This window comes from Variovorax paradoxus, from assembly GCF_029919115.1.
Classification (GTDB): domain Bacteria; phylum Pseudomonadota; class Gammaproteobacteria; order Burkholderiales; family Burkholderiaceae_C; genus Variovorax; species Variovorax paradoxus_O.
Genome location: NZ_CP123990.1, coordinates 3365903 through 3382730, shown reverse-complemented (window position 1 = coordinate 3382730; position 16828 = coordinate 3365903). Strand labels below are relative to the sequence as shown.

Sequence of the window (16828 nt, the reverse complement as noted above, 5' to 3'; positions counted from 1 at the left end):
GAATTCCACCGGAGCCACGATGCCCATGTCCTTTTTCCAACGCACGGCGCTCGTCGCCGCCTTCGCACTGCTCGCCGTGAACACCTCCTCGAATGCCCAGACGTCCGCGCCCGCCGCGCTTCCCGATCCGGCGGCCACCTCGGTCGAGGCCATGGGCTGGATGAAGGGCTTCCCGCCGCCGCCCGACAAGCTGATTACCTTCGACAACCCGGTCGGCGGCGTGTTTCCGCGCACGCGCTGGAGCTTTTCGCATGTGCGCGAAACCGTGCCCACGGCCAACGTGTGGCGCGGCAGCGGCACGCCCAGCCCGTTGCCGGCGGCGCCGCGCACCGACATCGAAGCCGTCACGTTCAAGCCCCTCGGGAGTACAGGCGAAACCGTGACCTTCGCGCAGATGATTCCGCGCACCTACACCGACGGCGTCCTGGTGATGCATCGCGGCCGTGTGGTCTACGAGAAGTACTTCGGCGCGCTCACGCCCGAGCGGCCGCACATCGCGATGTCGGTCACCAAGTCCTTCGTGGGCACGCTGGCGGCCATCCTCGCGGACGAAGGCAAGCTCGACCCTGCGGCACCGGTCACCAAATACCTGCCTGAACTGAAGGACACGGCGTACGGCGACGCCACGGTGCGCCAGGTGATGGACATGACCATCGGCGTTCGCTACTCCGAGAACTACGCAGACCCGAAGGCCGAGGTCTGGGACTATGCGCGCGCCGGCGGCATGCTGACCCAAGGCCCGAACTACACCGGCCCGAAGTCGTTCTACGAATTCCTCGCCACGCTGCAGAAGGAAGGCACGCATGACGCCGCGTTTGCCTACAAGACAGTCAACGCCGAAGTGCTCGCCTGGATCCTGCGCCGTGTCAGCAACCAGCCGCTCGGCGACTTGCTGAGCGAGAAGATCTGGCGCCGCATCGGGGCCGAGCAGGACGCCTATTTCATGGTCGACCGCATCGGCACAGAGTCAGGCGGCGGCGGGCTCAATACCGTGCTGCGCGACCTGGCGCGCTTCGGCGAAACCATGCGCAACGGCGGCCGGGCACCCGATGGGCAGCAGGCCATCCCGAAAGCCGTGGTCGAAGACATCCAGCGCGGTGGCGATGCGGCCAAGTTCGCCAAGGCGGGCTACACGCTGCTGCCGGGCTGGTCGTACCGCAACATGTGGTGGGTGTCGAACAACCCGCACGGCGCCTACATGGCGCGCGGCATCCACGGGCAGAGCATCTATGTCGATCCGAAGGCCGAGATGGTGATCGTGCGCTATGCCGCGCATCCGGTGGCGGGCAATGCCGGAAACGACCCGCTGACGCTGCCCGCATTCCACGCAGTCGCTGAAGCGCTCATGCGCCCCTGACTTCCAGACGCGCTCTACTCGCTGGCCCGTTCCCGGGCAATGACCAGCAGGCCGTCCATGATCAGGCTTTCGACGAGTTCGAAGTCTCCGTTCATGACGGGCGCCATCTTCCAGCCCGCGCCGCCGGTCATGTAGCAGGCGGGCTCGGCGCCGCAGTGCGAGCGCACGTGCTGCACCATGCGCTCCACCGCACCGGCAATGGCGTAGGTGCCGCCGCTGGTGAGCGCATCGCTGGTGTTGGTGGGAAATTCGCGCACCTCGCCCGTGGGCACGTGCAGCCCGGCCGTACCCGATTCGAGCGCCCGCAGCATGATGCCGTGGCCCGGCAGGATCAACCCGCCCAGGAACTTGCCGCTGGCGTCGATGGCCTCCACCGTGACGGCGGTGCCGATCATCACCACCACCATCGGCCGGGCGGGGCCGGTGCCGAGCATGCGATGGCGTGCGCCGATCATCGCCACCCAGCGGTCGGCGCCCAGCCGCGTCGGATGGTCGTAGCCATTGATGATGCCGGCCTCGGCCGCGCTCGCCACCACCCAGCGGGGCGCGCATTCGAAGCGTTCCTCGATTTGTTCCTCGGCGCGGCGGCGCACCGCATCGCCGGCCACCACGCAGCCCAGCATGGCGCCGGGCGCGGGCAGGTCGGCCCACGGACCTTCGGCAAGGCGCTCGATATGGTCGAGAAACTCCGCACCGTGCGCCTGCAGCGCGGCCCCCGGATGCGCGCCATCGTAGAGAGCCCATTTGAGGCGGGTGTTGCCGATGTCGATTGCGAGGAAGGGGGAAGCCATGGGCGGGATTATTGCGACTTTATGCCGCTTACCGTCGCTTGCACTTGCGGCAAGGGACTACGCGCCAGGGTCGCTTGCCGCCGTTACAGTCGCGATTCCCACCTACCACGGCAAAAGGAGTACCCCATGGGTTTGCTGAGTTTCATCAAGGAAGCAGGAGAAAAGCTGTTCGGCGGTTCGTCGGCCCAGGCTGCCGAGCCGGACGCGAACACCAAGGCCGCGGCTGCCATCAAGACCTACATCGAGACGCAGAATCTCGGGCTCACGGGCCTTGAGGTAACGTACACGGCTGCAACGGGGGTCGTGACGCTGGCAGGCCAGGCACCGTCGCAGGAAGCGAGCGAAAAGGCCGGGCTTGCCGCTGGCAACGTCGCCAACGTGACGAGTGTCGACAACAAGCTGGTCGCACCCGCCGCGCCGCCGGCGCAGTACCACGACGTGGTGAAGGGCGACACGCTCTCGGCCATTTCCAAAAAGTACTACGGCGACGCCAACAAGTACAACGCGATCTTCGAGGCGAACAAGCCGATGCTGAGCCACCCGGACAAGATCTATCCTGGGCAGAAGCTGCGCATTCCGGCGCTTTGAGCTGATTCAGCTCGCCGATGAAAAAGGCCCACTGGAGACGGTGGGCCTTTTGTTTTTTGTGCTGTTGTTCTTGGCGCTGCTGTTCAGGGCTGCTGTTCAGGGCGTGTGCAAAGGCCACCGGGTACTCCCCTCCGCGAATGTCCCCCGGGGCGGAGGAGGCCGCAGGCCGGGGGACATTCGCGGAGAAAGGTACCCCGTCGGCGGGTGCGCCGCCCTGATGCGCCCCCTCAAACCCAACCCAAACCCCGCGCCTAGTTCTGCTTCCAGGGCAACCCGCGCTTGCGCCAGCCGCCAAGCACCCCACGGTGCCCGTTGTCGTCCGGATTGCCTTCAAAGCCCTCGAGGATGTTGTACGCCTCCAGGCCCAGCTCTGTCGCGCGCCTGGCGGCGGCGATGGAGCGCACGCCGCTGCGGCACAGCAGCACCAGCTTCTTGTTGCCGTCCTCGCCCGCAGCTCTGATGCCGCCGTCGAAGGCCGGGTTGAGCGTCATGCCCGGCCACTGCTTCCAGGCGAGCGGCACGGCGCCCGGTACGTAGCCGACCCATTCGCGCTCGGCGTCGCTGCGCACGTCGACCAATACGGCCTCGCCGCTTGTCATCCACTCTGCGGCCTGCTCGGGCGTCACGTCGCCGGCATAGCCCTTTTCCCCAACGGGTTCAGTCATGTCTTTGAGTCCTTTTGATGGACGGGGCTCTCGACACAGGCAACAGCGCCTTTGCGCCGCCTCCGGAGGCCCCGCCGGATGATGGAATTTTTCACCAGTTCGTGAAAACCCTGTTTGTCGCATATTCCAGCGCGCCAAAGATGCGCATGGGCCTGCCGAACATAGCGCCAAGAAGGCGGGCAGGGTTTCTTCAGTCAGAACTTGTATGGAGCGAGACAACATGACAGAGAGCAAATCACCCCGCCGCCGCAATCTTCTCAAAGGTGCAGCTGTGGCCGCAGGCGCCATGTCGGCGCCCATGGTCAGCATGGCCCAGACCACTTCGCTGCGCTTTCAGAGCACCTGGCCGGCCAAGGACATCTTCCATGAGTACGCGCAAGACTTCGCAAAGAAGGTCAACGACATGGCGGGCAGCCGCCTGAAGATCGAAGTGCTGCCGGCGGGCTCCGTGGTGCCCGCCTTTCAGCTGCTCGACGCGGTCGCCAAGGGCACGCTCGACGGTGGCCACGGCGTGGTGGCCTATTGGTACGGCAAGAACTCGGCGCTCGCGCTCTGGGGGTCGGGCCCCGGCTACGGCATGGATGCCAACATGGTGCTGGCCTGGCACAACTACGGCGGCGGCAAGGCGCTGATCGAGGAAATCTACAAGAGCCTGAACCTGGACGTGGTCTCGTACCTCTACGGTCCCATGCCGACGCAGCCGCTGGGCTGGTTCAAGAAGCCGGTGGCCCGCGTGGAAGACATGAAGGGCCTGAAGTTCCGCACCGTGGGCTTGGCGGTCGACGTGTTCACCGACATGGGCACGGCCGTGAACCCGCTGCCGGGTGGCGAGATCGTGCCGGCGCTGGACCGCGGCCTCATCGATGCGGCCGAGTTCAACAACGCGTCGAGCGACCGCGTGCTGGGCTTCCCGGACGTGGCGAAGAACTGCATGCTGCAAAGCTTCCACCAGTCGGGCGAGCAGTTCGAGATCCTGTTCAACAAGGGCAAGCTCGCGGCGTTGCCGGCCGAACTGAAGTCGATCATCGACTACGCAGTGCAGGCGTCCAGCGCCGACATGAGCTGGAAGGCCATCCAGCGCAACTCGCAAGACTACATCGAGCTGAAGAAGGCCGGCATCAAGTTCTACAAGACGCCCGACGCCATCTTGCGCGCGCAGCTTGCGTCGTGGGACAAGACCATTGCCAAGAAGGCTGCCGAGAACCCGATGTTCAAGAAGGTACTCGACTCGCAAAAGGCTTTTGCCGAGCGCGCCGGCCAGTGGCACAACGACTACACGGTCGATTTCAAGATGGCCTACAACCACTACTTCGGCTCGCAAGCCAAGAAGTCCTGACGTCGATCCGTTGATGCGAGGGCACCCGGCGCGGTGCCCTCTTTTCGTGCCCGCCCATGCTGCGCCGGCCGCAGCGAGGAGTTCTTTTCGATGCAATCTTTCCTGTTGGCCGTCGATCGTTTCTCGACATGGATCGGCAAGACCTTCGCATGGTGCGCGCTGCTGCTCACGCTGCTGATCAGCTGGGAGGTGTTTTCGCGCTATGCGCTCAACCGCCCGCACGCCTGGGTGCTCGACGCGCAGATCATGCTGTACGGCGCCATGTTCATGACGGCCGGCGCGTACACGCTCTCCAAGAACGGCCATGTGCGCGGCGACGTGCTCTATGGCTTCTTCCGTCCCCGCACGCAGGCGCTGGTCGACCTGGTGCTGTACATCGTCTTCTTCCTGCCCGGCATCGTGGCGCTGACCTGGGCCGGGTGGATCTATGCAGGCGAATCGCTCGCCATTCGCGAGCAGACCTTCTCGGCCGAGCCGCTGCCGCTCTATCCGTTCAAGTACATCATTCCGCTCGCCGGTTTCACGCTGCTGTTGCAGGGGCTGGTCGAGATCATCCGCTGCGTGCAGTGCATCCAGAGCGGCGCGTGGCCTTCGCGCGAGCAGGACGTGGAAGAGGTCGACGTCGAGAAGCTCAAGGAGATGGTCAACGTCAAGGACGAAGACATTGCCGCGCTCGACCGCGTGGTGGCTTCCAACGAGGCCGCACGATGATCCGCCGCGAACTCTGGTTCGGCCTGTCGTTCATGGCGCTGATCGTGGGCGGCGCGGCCGCGGTGCTCGTGAGCGCCGACACCATCACCAACGGCCACCTGGGCCTGCTCATGCTCTCGCTGGTGGTGGTGGCCATCATGCTGGGCTTTCCGACCGCGTTCACGCTGATGGGCATGGGCATGCTCTTCACCTGGCTGGCTTACGACCGCGACTGGCACCGCACGCTCGACCTGATGGTGCAGGCCGCCTACAAGACCATGGCCAACGACGTGCTCATTGCGGTGCCGCTGTTCGTCTTCATGGGCTACCTGGTGGAGCGCGCCAATCTCATCGAGTCGCTGTTCAAGAGCCTGCACTTGGCGCTGGCACGGCTGCCGGGTGCACTGGCCGTGGCCACGCTGGTCACCTGCACCATCTTTGCCACCGCCACCGGCATCGTCGGCGCGGTGGTCACGCTGATGGGCCTGCTGGCCCTGCCTGCCATGCTGCGCGCCGGCTACAGCGTGCCGCTGGCCGCGGGTGCCATCACCGCCGGCGGGTGCCTGGGCATCCTGATTCCGCCCTCGGTGCTGCTGATCGTCTATGGCGCGACCGCAGGTGTCTCGGTGGTGCAGCTGTATGCGGGCGCATTCTTTCCGGGGCTGATGCTCGCCTCGCTCTATGTGGTGTACGTGATCATCATCGCGCGGCTCAAGCCCCAGTGGGCACCGCCGCTGTCGCAGGCGGAACGCGAGGTGCCGCTGCCGCCGCTGTCGCAGCGGCTGGCCGACAGCCCCGCTGCGCATGCGGTGATCGGGCTGCTGAAAGGCCGGCGCAACGCGGACGTGCCGTTTTCGCATGTGCTGCGGCAGCTTGGCATCGTCGCAATGCCCGGCCTTATCTTTCTGCTTTTTGCCGGCTTCAGCTACAAGGCCGTAACCACCGTCGAGGCACAGGCGCGCTACGAGATCGAGGAGATCGGCGCCACCCGCAGCGGCACCGCCGAAAGCACAGGCGGCGGGGGATTGCAGGAGCCGCCTTCCGCCGGTGGCCTCCAGCAGCCGCCGGCCGCCGGCGGTCTTCAGGAGCCCCCTTCCGCCGACACGCCTTCTTCGCCTGCGGCACCTTCCTCTTCAGGCCCGCTGGCCGAACCGCCCGGCGCAGCCGCACCAGCCGCACCAGCCGAGGCAACCGCGGCGCAGCCGCCCGCCGCAGGCACGGCCGCCGCAGCATCGGCGACAGAAGGCGCTTCGGTACGCCCCGCACCCACCTGGTGGTGGGTCACCTTTGCCGTCTTCGGCGCGATGGTCGCGCTGTTCTACCTGTTCCTGAGCTTTGCGCGGCTCGAGATCTTCAAGATGCTGCTGGCCTCGTTCTTTCCGCTGGTGCTGCTGATCCTGTCGGTGCTCGGCTCGATCGTGCTGGGCCTGGCAACGCCCACCGAGGCGGCGGCCATGGGTGCGCTCGGCGGCATGCTGCTGGCGGCGGCCTACCGGCGGCTGAACCTGTCGGTGCTGAAGGAATCGGTGTTTCTCACGGCCAAGACCTCGGCCATGGTGTGCTGGCTATTCGTGGGCTCGGCCATCTTCTCGGCGGCGTTCGCGCTGCTCGGCGGACAGGCGCTGGTGGAAGAGTGGGTGCTGGGCATGAACCTCACGAAGGTGCAGTTCCTGGTGCTGAGCCAGGTGATCATCTTCCTGCTGGGCTGGCCGCTGGAGTGGACCGAGATCATCGTGATCTTCATGCCCATCTTCATCCCGCTGCTGGACAACTTCGGTGTCGATCCGCTGTTCTTCGGCTTGCTGGTGGCGCTGAACCTGCAAACCGCGTTCCTGAGCCCGCCGGTGGCAATGGCGGCTTTCTACCTGAAGGGCGTGAGCCCGCCGCACGTGACGCTGAACCAGATTTTCCTGGGCATGCTGCCCTTCATGGGCATCCAGGTACTGGCCATCGTGCTGCTGTACATCTGGCCGCAGATCGGGCTCTGGCTGCCGCAGCTGTTGTACAAGTAAGCAGCAAGGATCAGCGGCGCCGCTCCACATAGGGGCGCGCCTGCAGCAGCACGACGCGGTCGCCCACGGTGGCCCATTCGATGTCCTGGTCGACGCCGCCGAACGCGCGCTTCACGGCCGCGCCCACGTTGGCCAGACGCACCACCAGTTCATCGGTGAGCACGGTGCGGCCGGCCTCCACAGGCACTTCCTTCACGCCGCCGTCCTTGTCCAGCTGCAGCGCCGTTTCTTCGGCCGAGCGGCTCAGCACCTGGACGGCCTTGGACCAGCTCGAATACATGACCTGCTCCGCCACGCGCTTGCCTTCGACCACGCGGATGCCGATGCCGCGCTTGGCCGAGATGTAGGTGGCATGCGGATGGCCGGCGTCGAACGGGTCGCGCGTGATCATCACGCCAGCATTGGCCGAATCGATGGCGGTCTGCACGAACACGCCCATCAGCACCGACTCGGCGCCAAAGCCCGCGGCGCTGCGCGCTTCCCACGCTTCGGGGTTGAAGACCGATGCCCACACCTTCTTTACCGCCAGTTCGAGTGCATCGCCAGTCTTGACGTTGGGCACCGTCGTGTAGAGCCCCGCGCCGCTGAAGCCGGGCAGGTCTTCCGAGTTGGACGAGCTGCGCACGAACACGCCGCCGCCGCCCAGCTGCGATTGCCATGCGGCGCGCCACGCCGCAGCAGTGGCCGCATCGACCGGCCACTGCACGATTTCTTCGCGAAGTTGCGCGAGCGCCTTCTGCCGGATCTGCGGGTCGCTTGCAAAACCTGGTTGCTGCTGCATTCGCGCGATGCGGTCGGCAAGACCGTTGGTGCGCATGAAGCGGTCATAGTGAGCAAACGGAATGCAGAAGCCGTCCGGCACCGTGGTCTGCGGAATGCGCGCAGCCAGCACCGCGCCGAGGTTGGCGGCCTTGGAGCCGCACTGCATGCTGTTGCGCGTGCGCAGTGAGGCAAGCGGCAGCAGGCGGGTTTCGCGCAGGTCGGGCCTTGCGGCTTTTGCGCCACCGGGCACCGCGCCGATGGCGGCGGTGCGCACATTGCGCGGCGGCAGCGCCGCGATCTCGTCGGGTGCAAGGCGGCGCAACTGGTAGCCAGAGGCCGCGACCTTCAGCGCCACCCACTGGCCTTCATGCTCGCGCAGCACGCCTTGCACCCGACGAGATCGCGGCGTGCCCGGTGGCGCAACTGGTAGCCAGAGGCCGCGACCTTCAGCGCCACCCACTGGCCTTCATGCTCGCGCAGCACGGCCGCGGCATCGCGCACATAGGCGTTGGGAATGCCCCAACCCTTGGCCAGCAGGTTGACGTGCGAAAGCGCCGTCGAAGGGCGCTCGGTCAGCACGCCGGCCACGGGCGGCAGATTGATCGGCACCTGGCGCAGCACCGCAATGTCGTCGGGCAGCAGCGCGTTCAACACGTTCGCACCCGAGGCCTCGTCGACGATGCGCACCCGGCCCGTGGCCGTGCCGAGGTTCATGGGCATGTAGGGCTGTTCGCGGATCAGCGCTTCCTGGCTGACAAAGTCGATGCCGGTTTCTTTTGCAACACGCTCGTGCAGCGTCGAATTGGTCTTGAACCTGACCGGTGCAAAGAAGCTGGCCTTCACCTGCGCATCGGCCTGCCGCAGCAGCGCGGGGGTGAGCTGGTCGCCCTCCCAGAACTCGTAGGTGAAGGCGCCGATGTTCTGCTGCCAGCTGAGCGTGCCGAACAGGAAGCGGCGGTCCGGCACAAGATAGTTGCGGTCGATCTCGCGCTTGCCCGCGCCGGGCGCAAGGCCGGTGTCGCGCACGAAGCGCACGTGGAGCTGGAAGCGCGGGGTGTCGATGTAGTAGGTGCGCACGGGCTTGGCGCGGCGGTCGACGGCGAAGAGCACGTGCGCCAGCTGCATCGGCGTGCCGGCGTCGTAGACACGCGCCAGGGCGTCGAAGTCGCCCCGGCTGCGAAGCGCGGCCAGCGACGCGGGCGCCGCCGGTCGCGAGGGCGCGGCTTCGGGCGCGGCCTTGTTGTTCTGCTGCTGGTAGTAAGAGGGCTTGCGCGCCAACTGAGCCTGGGCATCCGGGGCCGCGATGAAGACCGCCGCACCGAAGGCGAGCGCCGCCATCCCCCACGATTTGCTATGGTTCCGGTAGCGCACTTTGCCCGATGCACCTGGGTTGTTATGGTTTTTCATGCAGAGTCCCTCATTACAAGCGGTTGCCGAATGTGCGTGCGCTTCACCAAGCAGTGGGCATGCGCTGACAGCGGCAGCGGATTCTCGCGCGTTACATGTGCATCGCTTCAACTCGGTCCCGCGAACCAGAGACAAACCCATGAACCGCCCCGCCTTTTCTCTTCTTCACCGGCCGCTGCACCGATGGCTGCTCGGCCTTGCGCTGCTGTGCCTTGGCGCCGCCGCCAGCGCGCAGCAAGACCCGCCGGGCCGTGTGGCGCGCCTGAACCTGCAGCAAGGCACGGTGAGCTTCGCGCCGGCCGGCGAAGACAGCTGGTACGACGCTCAGCCCAACCGCCCCATCACCACCGGAGACCGCCTTTGGACCGACCGCGGTGCGCGCGCCGAAATCCACGTCGGCTCGGCGGCGTTGCGGATGGACGGTCAAACGCACGTCGAATTCTCCGAACTGGACGACGACACCGTGCGCATCACCGCGAACCAGGGCAACCTGCAATTGCGCGTGCGCGACGATCTTTCGGGCCAGCGTGTCGAGGTCGATACCGGCAACCTCGCGGTGGTGATCGACGCACCCGGCGAATACCGCATTGCGGCCGACCCGTCCGCCGGCACCACCTGGGTGGCCGTGGCCTCCGGCCGCGCGACGCTCCATGGTGAAAACGGCCAATCGCAAACACTGGGCGCGCGGCAGCAACTCACCGTGTCCGGCCGCGACCTTGCCGCGGTAAACAGCTTCCCGCCGCAGAACGGCAGCTTCGACACATGGGTGGCCGAGCGCAACCGCATCGAGGACCAGTCGGTTTCGGCACGCTACGTGTCGCGCGAGGTGGTCGGCTACCAACAGCTCGACAACTATGGCGATTGGCAGAACGACCCCTCCTACGGCGCCGTCTGGTTCCCGCGCAACGTGGACGCCGACTGGGCGCCCTACCGGGACGGCCAGTGGGTCAATGTCGCGCCCTGGGGCCTGACCTGGGTCGACGCCGCTCCCTGGGGCTTTGCGCCCTTCCACTACGGCCGCTGGGCCCGCGTGGGTCCGCGCTGGGCCTGGGTGCCGGGGCAGGCGACCGCACGGCCCGTGTATTCGCCCGCGCTGGTCGGCTTTGTGGGCGGCGGCGGCGGTGCGAATGCCACCTTGCAGATCGGCGACGGCCGCAGCGGCGTGGGCTGGTTCCCGCTCGCGCCCGGCGAGCAATGGCGGCCCGCCTATGGCGCGAGCCCGCGCTACATCGACCGGGTCAACCGCATGGCGGCCTACCGGAACCGCCAGGCCGAGATGCGCAACGACTTCTATGCCAACCAGCGGATGCCGGGCGCAGTGACCGTGGTGCCTGCTGACCGTTTCGGCCGCGGCCCCTTCGGCCGCCGCGACCTGGTGCGTTTGCCCGACGACCGCTTTGCGCGCGTGCCGGTGGCGCCGGCGCCGGGCATTCCGATGCATGGCTTTGGCGGCGGCTTCGGCCGGCCCGCCGCCATGCAGCCGCCGCCGCAGCTGCGGGCGCGCCAGCAGCAGGAGTTTCAATACGAGCAGGCGCGGCAAGTCCAGCAGATGCAGCAGGCCCAGAACATCCAGGCCATGCAGCAGCGCGCGGCGCAGCAGCAGGCGGCTCAGCAACAACAGCAGCAAATGGAATGGCAGCGGCAGCAAGGCCAGCGCCAGCAGCAGGATTGGCAGCAGCAGCGCGGCCATCAGAACCAAAACCAGTGGCAGCAACAACAGCAGCAGGTGCAGATCCAGCAGCAACAGCAACAGGCGCTCCGGCAACAGCAGGAGTTGCAGCAGCGTGCCGCCCAGGCGCAGGCCCAGCAGCAACAGATGCAACAGCAGCAGCAACGCGCTGCGCAGCAGGCGCTCGCCCAGCAGCAGATGATTCGCCAGCAGCAGGAGATGCAGCAGCGCGCCGCGCAAATGCAACAGCAGGCCCTGGCCCAGCAACAGGCCCAGCAGAACGCCATGCGCCAGGCCCAGGAAGCGCAGGTGCGCGCGATGCAGCAGCAACGCGGCATCGCTCCGCCGCCCCAGCCCCAGCAAGCCCAGCCCCAACCGGCACCTGGCCAGCGTGGCGGCGACGAACGGCGCCGGATGATGGCGTCTCCAGATTCGCAACGCTGAGGGCGAACGCGCGGCAGCGCATCACCCCGCGCAAGACCCGCACAACCCGGTGCTCCCCGCTGGCGGCTAAAGTCGCCCGCAAGGAGCACCGTTCACATGCGCACATTCGACTTCGACCTTTTCGTCATCGGCGGCGGCAGCGGCGGGGTACGGGCCGCGCGCATGGCGGCGCAGCACGGCGCGCGCGTGGGCCTGGCCGAAGCGGCGGACCTTGGCGGCACCTGCGTCAATGTGGGCTGCATTCCCAAAAAGCTCTACAGCTACGCAGCGGGCTATGCCGAATCGTTCGAAGAGGCGGCGGGCTACGGCTGGAACCTGCCGAAGGCGCCGAAGTTCGACTGGGCCCACCTCAAGGCCCAGCGCGCAAAAGAAATTGCGCGGCTCAATGGCGTGTACGCCTCGCTGCTGAAGAATTCGGGCGTCAAGCTGGTCACGGGCTGGGCGCAGCTGGTCGACGCCCACACGGTGCAAGTCGACGGCAAGCGCCACACCGCGCGCCACCTGCTCGTTGCCACCGGCGGCACGCCCTTCGTGCCTGACATTCCGGGTCGCGAGCACATTGCCACTTCGGATGCGATGTTCGACCTCGACCCCTTTCCCAAGCGCCTGCTGGTGGTGGGCGGCGGCTACATCGCCTGCGAATTCGCATCGATCTTCAACGGCCTGGGCTCCAAGGTAACGCAGTTGCATCGCCGCGCGCACCTGCTCACCGGTTTCGATGATGACGTGCGGCAGTTCGTCGCCAATGAAATGGGCAAGGCAGGCGTCGAAGTGCGGCTCAACGTCGAGGCTGCGTCGGTTGCGCGCGGGCCGCACGGCCTCGTGGTAACGCTTGCGCGCGGCCAGCAGCTCGAGGCCGACACGGTGCTCTTTGCCACCGGCCGGGTACCCAACACGCAGGGGCTGGGCCTGGAAGCCGCAGGCGTTGCGCTCGACGATCGCGGTGCGGTTGCGGTCGATGCGCAGTACCGCAGTTCGGTGCCCTCGATCTACGCGGTGGGCGACGTGTCCACCCGCGTGCAGCTCACGCCGGTGGCGCTTGCCGAGGCCATGGCCGTGGTCGATGCTTTGTTCGGCCAGGGCAAGCGCAAGCTCGACTACGAATTCATTCCGACCGCGGTGTTCACGCACCCGAACATCGGCACCTGCGGCTACACCGAGATCGACGCGCGCGCCAGGTTCGGAGACGTGACGGTGTTCTCGAGCGAGTTCAAGTCGCTGCGCCACACGCTCTCCGGCCGCAGCGAGCGCACCTTCATGAAGCTGGTGGTGCAGAAGTCGACCGACCGCGTGGTGGGCCTGCACATGGTCGGCGCCGATGCAGGCGAGGTGGTGCAGGGCTTTGCGGTAGCCATGCGCGCGGGCGCGACCAAGGCGCTGTTCGACAGCACCGTGGGCATCCATCCCACGGCGGCCGAAGAGTTCGTGACCATGCGCGAACCGATGCCCGGCTAGAGCCCAGACTTCTGCTGCTGCTTGCCTTCGAGCAGCTTCACAAGCACCAGCAGCACGCGGTTCGCCGGCGTGGGCACGCCGAGCGCTTCGCCGCGCCGCACGACAAAGCCGTTGAGGTGATCGATTTCGCTCGGCTTGCCGCGCGCAAGATCCTGGGCGGTCGACGAGTATTGCGAAGGCATCGTCTGCACGATGGCGCGCACGGCGGCACCGGTGTCTCCGGGAATGACGATGCCCCCCGCCTTGGCAACGGCAAGGCATTCGTCGACCACGTCGCGAATCACGTCGTCGACACCCTGGCCTTTTGCCAGCTCGCCGTACGGTAGCTGGGTAATGGCGGACAGCGCGTTGTAGGCGCAGTTCAGCACCAGCTTGGCCCAGAGCGAGCCGCGCACGTTATCTGAAATCTGCGTCGGCACGCCCGCGGCTGCGAGGTGCTGCGCCACCTGCTCGCAGGTGCGCGAAGGCGCAATCACCAGTTCGCCCCGGCCGTGGTGCTTCACGTGGCCCGGCCCGGCCATCTCGGTAGCCACGTAGACGACGGCGGCTGCCACCTCGTGGCGCGGCAGCACCGAGCGCACGCGCTCGTCGTTGTCGACGCCGTTCTGCAGCGTGAGCACCAGCGCATCGGCCGCAAGATGCGGTTCGATCTGGGCCGCGGCCAGCTCGGTGTCGGTGGACTTCACGCAGAACAGCACGAGGCCGGCGCCCTGCACTGCGCTGGCTTCGGTGCTCGCATCGAGCCGCACCTGTTCGTCGAACGCCTTGGTCTCCAGCCGCAGCCCCTTTGCGCGAACGGCGTCCACGTGCGGCGGCCTACCGATCAGCACCACCTCGTGGCCTGCGCGCGCCAGCATGGCACCGTAATAGCAGCCGACTGCACCGGCGCCCATCACTGCGACCTTCATTGCTTCACCTTTCGGGATGTTCGGGAGATCGCCCGAGGTTAATCGCTTCGCCCGCGCCTTTCTTGTCGAGGCTCTGCAGGCACGGGCATTGCACAATGCCGTCATGCCTCACATGCCCACTTTCGTTGCTCCCGCCCGCTTCAACGACGCCAACGCGGCGCTGGAGCAGGTCAAGTCCATCTACCAGGGCGGCCTCGCGCACCTGAGGGAATCGATGCTGCGCTTTGTCGCCGGCGAAGCACTGCCCGGCCGGGTGCGCGCCTGCTACCCCTTTGTGCGGGTGCACACCCACACAGTGTCGCGCCACACGCCGCCCGCCAACGCCGGTTTGAGCTACGGCTTTGTCGCAGGGCCGGGCCGCTACGAAACCACGCTGACGCGGCCCGATCTTTTTTCGCGCTACTACCTGGACCAGTTCCGGCTGCTGCTCGAAAACCACCAGGTCGAAATCGAGGTGGGCACCAGCACGCAGCCGATCCCGATCCATTTCTCGTTCGCTGAAAACGACCACATCGAAGGCACCATGAGCGACGAGCGGCGTGCCCTGATGCGCGACGTGTTCGACCTGCCCGACCTGGGCGTGATGGACGACGGCATTGCCAACGGCACCTACGAAGCGCAGGCCGGCGAGGCGCAGCCGCTGTCGCTCTTTACGGCGGCGCGGGTCGACTATTCGCTGCACCGCCTGCGGCACTACACCGGCACTGCGCCCGAGTGGTTCCAGAACTTCGTGCTGTTTACCAACTACCAGTTCTACATCGACGAGTTCGTGCGCCTCGGCCACGAGGCCATGGCCGACGAGAAGAGCGAATACATCGCCTTCATCGAGCCCGGCAACGTGATCACGCGCCGCCGCGGCTTGCCCGCGGGCGCGAGCACCAACTTTGGCGCCTTGCTCGACGGCAGCCAGGGCACCGCGCCCCCGCGCCTGCCGCAGATGCCGGCCTACCACCTGGTGCGCGAAGACTGCAGCGGCATCAGCATGGTGAACATCGGCGTGGGGCCCGCCAACGCCAAGACCATTACCGACCACATTGCCGTGCTGCGCCCCCATGCCTGGATGATGCTGGGCCACTGCGCGGGCCTGCGCAACGCGCAGCAGCTCGGCGACTACGTGCTGGCCCACGCCTACGTGCGCGAGGACCACGTGCTCGACGAAGAACTGCCGCTGTGGGTGCCGATTCCGGCGCTGTCCGAAATCCAGCTCGCGCTGGAGAAAGCGGTGGCCGACGTCACGCGCTACACCGGCCCCGACCTGAAGAAGATCATGCGCACCGGCACAGTGGCGAGCACCGACAACCGCAACTGGGAGCTGCTGCCGGGCAACCAGCCGCAGCGCCGCTTCAGCCAGAGCCGGGCGGTGGCACTGGACATGGAAAGCGCCACCATTGCCGCCAACGGCTTCCGGTTCCGGGTGCCGTACGGCACTTTGTTGTGCGTGAGCGACAAACCGCTGCACGGCGAAATCAAGCTGCCGGGCATGGCCAACCACTTCTATCGCGAGCGGGTGGAGCAGCACCTTCGCATCGGTATGCGGGCCATCGACATCCTTCGCGAGCAGGGTTCGACAAGGCTGCACAGCCGCAAGCTCCGGAGCTTCGCGGAGGTCGCTTTTCAGTAATATTTAACACTTATTAGGGTTTACACCTAGATTGACAGGTAGGTGACAGACTCATTTCGCGGACATCATTGGTTACTTGTGCCAACAACTGGAAACGAAATGCCTAGTTCGTCGCCTGCGAGCCTTTCTCGCCGCAACTTCAATGCATGGATGGCGAGCGCAGCCGCGGTCGCGGGCGCCGGCCAGGCCGCGCTCTGGTCCCGCCCCGCGGGCGCCGCCGAACCGCAGCTCATTTCCAAGCTGCGCATCGTCATTCCGGCCAACGAAGGCGGCGGCTGGGACCAGACCGGCCGCGCACTCGGCGCCGCGCTGGTCGCCTCCGGCGCCGCGGGCGAGGTTGTCTACGAAAACATCGGCGGCAAGGGCGGCACGATCGGCCTGGCCAAGTACGTCGAGAAATACGATGCCGACCCCGACACCCTGCTGATGAGCGGCATGGTCATGGTCGGCGCGGTGGCGCTGCAGAAGCCGCCTGTCACCATGGCGCAGGTCGCGCCCGTCGCGCGCCTCACCAGCGACTACGAAGTGGTGGCGGTCAAGGCCGATTCGCCCATCAAGACGCCCAAGGACCTGATCGCCCAACTGCGCGCCGATGCGGCCAAGACTGTCATCGCCGGCGGTTCTGCGGGCGGCGTGGACCACATGTACGCCGGCATGCTGGCGCGCGTGGCCGGCAACACCGCGGGCCTGGTCTACCAGCCGTATCCGGGCGGCGCGCAGGTGGTCGAGGCGCTGGTCACGGGCAAGGCGGTGGCGGGCATCTCGGGCTTCAGCGAATTCAGCGAAAGCCTCGCGAGCGGCAAGCTGCGAGCCATCGGCGTTTCGTCGAAGCGGCCGTTCCTCGGCATTCCGTCAGTGCGCGAGCAGGGTGTCGACGCCGACTTGGCCAACTGGCGCGGCGTGCTCACCGGCAAGAAAGTGCCCGCCGACCGCAAGGCCGTGCTGCTGGAAGCCGTGCACCGCGCCACCACCGCCGATGTGTGGAACAAGACCATCAAGCGCAACAACTGGGATTCGTTCTGGATGGCCGGCAAGGATTTCGAGAGCTTCCTCGAGCTCGACCTGGCCATGGCCGGCCCGATGATCTATCTGCTCAAGCTGAAGGCCTGAGCGGCGCCTCGGG

Annotated in this window: 12 protein-coding genes and 1 pseudogene; 9 read left to right on the top strand and 4 right to left on the bottom strand. The window is 66.7% G+C overall.

What is annotated here, in order from left to right; translation table 11 throughout:
• Positions 1 to 19: 19 nt before the first annotated feature.
• Positions 20 to 1357, top strand: a complete 1338-nt coding sequence (locus QHG62_RS16300; protein WP_281146664.1) for a serine hydrolase domain-containing protein — start codon at positions 20 to 22, stop codon at positions 1355 to 1357.
• Between the two features lie 14 nt (positions 1358 to 1371).
• On the opposite strand, the gene QHG62_RS16295 is transcribed toward QHG62_RS16300, so the two are convergent.
• Positions 1372 to 2148: a type III pantothenate kinase gene (locus QHG62_RS16295; RefSeq protein WP_281146663.1), complete on the bottom strand. Its 777-nt coding sequence runs from the start codon at positions 2146 to 2148 to the stop codon at positions 1372 to 1374.
• Positions 2149 to 2274: 126 nt separating this feature from the next.
• On the opposite strand from QHG62_RS16295, the gene lysM reads away from it, so the two are divergent.
• Entirely contained in the window at positions 2275 to 2736 is a 462-nt protein-coding gene (lysM, locus tag QHG62_RS16290; RefSeq protein WP_281146662.1) for a peptidoglycan-binding protein LysM, read from the top strand.
• A gap of 251 nt (positions 2737 to 2987) precedes the next feature.
• Here the strand turns inward: lysM and QHG62_RS16285 are convergent, their stop codons facing one another.
• Positions 2988 to 3401, bottom strand: coding sequence for a rhodanese-like domain-containing protein (locus tag QHG62_RS16285; RefSeq protein WP_281146661.1), 414 nt, complete (start codon positions 3399 to 3401; stop codon positions 2988 to 2990).
• Between the two features lie 220 nt (positions 3402 to 3621).
• On the opposite strand from QHG62_RS16285, the gene QHG62_RS16280 reads away from it, so the two are divergent.
• From QHG62_RS16280 to QHG62_RS16270, 3 genes are all read left to right on the top strand, one after another.
• Positions 3622 to 4737, top strand: coding sequence for a TRAP transporter substrate-binding protein (locus tag QHG62_RS16280; RefSeq protein WP_281146660.1), 1116 nt, complete (start codon positions 3622 to 3624; stop codon positions 4735 to 4737).
• 90 nt (positions 4738 to 4827) lie between these two features.
• On the top strand, positions 4828 to 5448 hold the full coding sequence (locus tag QHG62_RS16275) for a TRAP transporter small permease subunit (RefSeq protein WP_281146659.1): 621 nt from the start codon (positions 4828 to 4830) through the stop codon (positions 5446 to 5448).
• Complete coding sequence (locus tag QHG62_RS16270; protein ID WP_281146658.1) at positions 5445 to 7439, top strand: TRAP transporter large permease; 1995 nt, start codon at positions 5445 to 5447, stop codon at positions 7437 to 7439. The genes QHG62_RS16275 and QHG62_RS16270 overlap by 4 nt, the downstream gene beginning before the upstream one ends.
• 10 nt (positions 7440 to 7449) lie before the next feature.
• Here QHG62_RS16270 and QHG62_RS27800 read toward each other — a convergent pair.
• Positions 7450 to 9608: pseudogene (locus QHG62_RS27800) on the bottom strand (PEP/pyruvate-binding domain-containing protein).
• A gap of 139 nt (positions 9609 to 9747) precedes the next feature.
• Between QHG62_RS27800 and QHG62_RS16255 the strand changes: the two are divergent.
• Positions 9748 to 11721, top strand: coding sequence for a DUF6600 domain-containing protein (locus tag QHG62_RS16255; RefSeq protein ID WP_281146655.1), 1974 nt, complete (start codon positions 9748 to 9750; stop codon positions 11719 to 11721).
• A 96-nt stretch (positions 11722 to 11817) separates the two neighbouring features.
• Positions 11818 to 13176 (top strand): glutathione-disulfide reductase, encoded by a 1359-nt coding sequence (gene gorA, locus QHG62_RS16250; RefSeq protein WP_281146654.1) that lies wholly within the window; start codon positions 11818 to 11820, stop codon positions 13174 to 13176.
• Here gorA and QHG62_RS16245 read toward each other — a convergent pair.
• Positions 13173 to 14084 carry a ketopantoate reductase family protein gene (locus QHG62_RS16245; protein ID WP_281146653.1) on the bottom strand — a complete coding sequence of 304 codons (912 nt, stop codon included), beginning with the start codon at positions 14082 to 14084 and terminating at the stop codon, positions 13173 to 13175. The two genes, gorA and QHG62_RS16245, sit on opposite strands and share 4 nt — an antisense overlap.
• A gap of 103 nt (positions 14085 to 14187) precedes the next feature.
• On the opposite strand from QHG62_RS16245, the gene QHG62_RS16240 reads away from it, so the two are divergent.
• Together QHG62_RS16240 and QHG62_RS16235 are read left to right on the top strand one after the other, a co-directional pair.
• On the top strand, positions 14188 to 15705 hold the full coding sequence (locus tag QHG62_RS16240; RefSeq protein WP_281146652.1) for an AMP nucleosidase: 1518 nt from the start codon (positions 14188 to 14190) through the stop codon (positions 15703 to 15705).
• A gap of 99 nt (positions 15706 to 15804) precedes the next feature.
• Entirely contained in the window at positions 15805 to 16815 is a 1011-nt protein-coding gene (locus QHG62_RS16235; RefSeq protein WP_281146651.1) for a Bug family tripartite tricarboxylate transporter substrate binding protein, read from the top strand.
• Positions 16816 to 16828 lie beyond the last annotated feature (13 nt).